Below are 3,077 nucleotides of genomic sequence, written 5' to 3' on the forward strand. Positions count from 1 at the left end.
AATCCTTACACTTTTGAGCAAATACCTCCTGGAAGTGGTCCCTGGAAAGAGAGAGGGCAAATATTTAAGGGCTACCCAAGTGTCCATGCTTGTTATGGACATCCAAGTGATGCTTGTACAAAGTTCTATGGATTACCTAATCGTATGCCAATTTATTCAAAATATTCAGGAAGAAAAAAATGAAACAAATCTTGAAATTATTAAGTGGTCTCATTCTGTTAAATATTGCTGGATGTAACATTGATAAGCCTCCACCAGGAGTTTTGAGTGCATGGGAGAAACCAGGAGCAGATTTTACTGAGGTAGGAAAAGCATTGTTAGAATGTGGTATGCCAACCCCTTATGATGTTTTTCCAGAAAATAGAAAGCTAAGCATCAATGCAGAGGCTTCCATCGATGCTTGCATGATTCAAGCAGGATTCCGCTACAAATGGGGAGGACCATATTGGTGTTATACTTTTAGAGCTGAAAACCTTCCCATTTGTCGTCCAGGTGCTGTCATACCACAGCGCAGTGTCAAGAAGCGTTTGAACAGCCCTTTTTGTAAAAAGTATAAAAATGCACCTGAATGCAAACCTTAAGTTTTGCTGTTTGTGATAATTAACAATCCGCCATCCTTGCATTTGCTTGGAATGGCGGGATTGTTTCCTCACGCACATTATTTAACGGATGAAGAACAACAGAATTTACAAAAAGGTTCTGATGGCAAGGTTCATTTTTTCCTCAATGGTATTCTTACAACACCCTATGAGGCGGCTGTTTATGCAGAGCAACATGCGGAGAATAAAAATGTACCGCTTTATTTTGTTGTGTTCCCTCAAGCCGATTCTGCTATTTCAGAACTTCTGGTCGCGGGTTATCAGAAGTTTATGGAAAATAACTTTTGGGGTTTGACCAATTCAACACAAGAAGCAAAAGATTTGATGTATAGCTATGGTCTTACAGGATTAGAACTTTATGGACATAGTCGCGGGACAATGACATTGGGGAATATGCTGAATTCTTTCAAACAAGAAGGTGTTCACGGTATAGCCAACAACACGAAGATCAATTTCTATGGATCAGCCTTTAATGTTTTAGTTGCATCCGGTCTGTTAGGTTATGTGAGTGATGGCAAACAAACCATTGTTGGCTTTGATGGGAATAGATACGACTTTGTAAGCCGATGGATTGGCGGCAATGGCTATACTTACGAGACAATACCTGCTGGCAGTAACTGGTGGAAAGAATGGTGGAGAGTGATCATGAATCCCATAAGCTCCCATACCTGTCTTGGAGATGCGGGTCAAAAATGCCAAAAAAGGTATGGCTCATCTCATTTAAAACAAAAACCTTGAATTAAATCATGGAGGAAAAAAATGAAACAAACTTTAAAATTATTAAGCGCTGTAACTTTGTTAAGTATAGCTGGATGTCAGTTTAATAAAACTCCTGGAGGATATTTGAGCGCGTGGGAGAAAAATGGTGTTACTGATTTTACTGAGGTAGGAAAAGCCTTATTAGAATGTGGAATGCCAACCCCTTATGATAAGGATCCAGAAAATAGAAAGTTAAGTTTAAATAAAAAGGCGTTTATTGATTCTTGTATGGTTCAATCAGGATTCCGCTATAAAGATACAGAGGCAGGAACGTGGTGTGAGAATTTTCAAGGAAAGAATCTTCCGGCTTGTCGTCCAGGTGCTGTCATACCACAGCGCAGTGTCAAGAAGCGCTTAAACAGCCCTTTTTGTAAAAAGCATCCAGAACAATATGAATGTTATCCTTAATTTTTGCTGTTTGTGATGATTAACAATCCGCTATCCTTGCCTTCACTTGGAATGGTGGGATTGTTTTCTCAACCAATCATCTCAATATTGTTCACCGTTGTTTTAAGCAGCGATGACAGAAAATATCAACAAGCCTCCGAGCTGTTTTATAGTAAATAAATCCATTGAAAGAGGGAAAAAATGAAGAAAATCTTAAAACTATTGAGTTGCATAGCTCTCTTAAATACAGCTGGATGTGTTAACCAACCTCCTCCATCAACTTTAGCATTATGGGAAAAACCAGGTGTCGATAAAGCGATGATCCAACAATCCTTATCAAAATGTGGCTGGAAACCGGTTTATGCTTCTTCTAGTGATATGAATTCGTATGCGAGTGAATTTGCCTCAGTTTATGAGTGCATGAAAAAAGCAGGTTTCCGGTATAAATTGCAAGATTCAAAAGGGCTCTATTTTGTACAACCTCTGAAAAGTGACTCGTTTTTAGCTAATTTGATGCTAGCTGGATATCAGCAATTTATGGACAATGATACCTTTGGTGTGACCAACAAAACGAAACAGGAACGCGCTTTACTAACGCATTTTGAGGATGAAAGAAAACGTCAGCAAAAGCAGAAAGCTTTACAAAAGCGATCACCAAAGCGTCCTCCCCATCGTTAAAAAGGTCGTTAGATAAAATCACGAATGAAGTAGAGGATCAAAGCTGTCTCCTTCTTTATCCACACAACGGGCACTTTTAATTTGGTGTTTAAGATAGTCGACAATACGGCAGGTGAGGTTTCATTACGGGGGATGCGTATTTTGAAGCCAAAGTCGTGGGGCAATCCACAGGATACGTTAAGCGGTTTGACCGAGGCTGGCGCATCTGGCAGTATGACAGTGGGCTTTAAGAAAGCAGAAGCTTCTTCTCAAGCTTCCACCGCGATGACCACAACAATAGAAGCAGGACGCGCTGTTAATATGCAAGCCCACAAAGGCAGCATCCATGGTGTTGGAGCCGATATTATTGCCGGCACAAACCCGATGCAAAGCAATGATAAACAGAGTGGAAATATCACCATGGGAGCAGGTGAAGATATCATCTTTGAAAGTGCGCAAAACACGCAAAGCACAGAAAACCACACGCAAAGCGCTTCAATGAATGTTGGGTATAGTTATGGTACCGGTGGGTACAGGGTGGATGGGGAATGCTTCTTTTGGTAAAGGCAAGGGGTCCAGTGAGGAGGTTCAACAGAAGAACAGCCATATTATAGGCACCGGCACTGTTCATACCACGAGTGGGGCAAACACCACATTGGCAGGCGCCGTGGTTTC

4 protein-coding genes and 2 pseudogenes are annotated in these 3,077 nt (G+C 40.9%); all 6 read left to right on the forward strand.

Annotation, left to right across the window (positions count from 1 at the left end; genetic code table 11):
* Positions 1 to 183 (forward strand): annotated as a pseudogene (locus tag ACFIK3_RS09075) (hypothetical protein); the annotation flags it as partial.
* Positions 180 to 581, forward strand: coding sequence for a hypothetical protein (locus tag ACFIK3_RS09080; RefSeq protein WP_375676590.1), 402 nt, complete (start codon positions 180 to 182; stop codon positions 579 to 581). The pseudogene ACFIK3_RS09075 and the gene ACFIK3_RS09080, both read left to right, overlap by 4 nt.
* A 12-nt stretch (positions 582 to 593) precedes the next feature.
* Complete coding sequence (locus ACFIK3_RS09085; protein WP_375676591.1) at positions 594 to 1,337, forward strand: filamentous hemagglutinin; 744 nt, start codon at positions 594 to 596, stop codon at positions 1,335 to 1,337.
* A gap of 21 nt (positions 1,338 to 1,358) precedes the next feature.
* Complete coding sequence (locus ACFIK3_RS09090; protein WP_375643795.1) at positions 1,359 to 1,766, forward strand: hypothetical protein; 408 nt, start codon at positions 1,359 to 1,361, stop codon at positions 1,764 to 1,766.
* 180 nt (positions 1,767 to 1,946) lie between these two features.
* Positions 1,947 to 2,423, forward strand: coding sequence for a hypothetical protein (locus ACFIK3_RS09095; protein WP_273791330.1), 477 nt, complete (start codon positions 1,947 to 1,949; stop codon positions 2,421 to 2,423).
* Between the two features lie 195 nt (positions 2,424 to 2,618).
* Positions 2,619 to 3,077 (forward strand): annotated as a pseudogene (locus ACFIK3_RS09100) (hemagglutinin repeat-containing protein); the annotation flags it as partial.

Origin of the sequence: Bartonella sp. CB10SXKL (assembly GCF_042195515.1) — a bacterium.
Lineage (GTDB): Bacteria > Pseudomonadota > Alphaproteobacteria > Rhizobiales > Rhizobiaceae > Bartonella.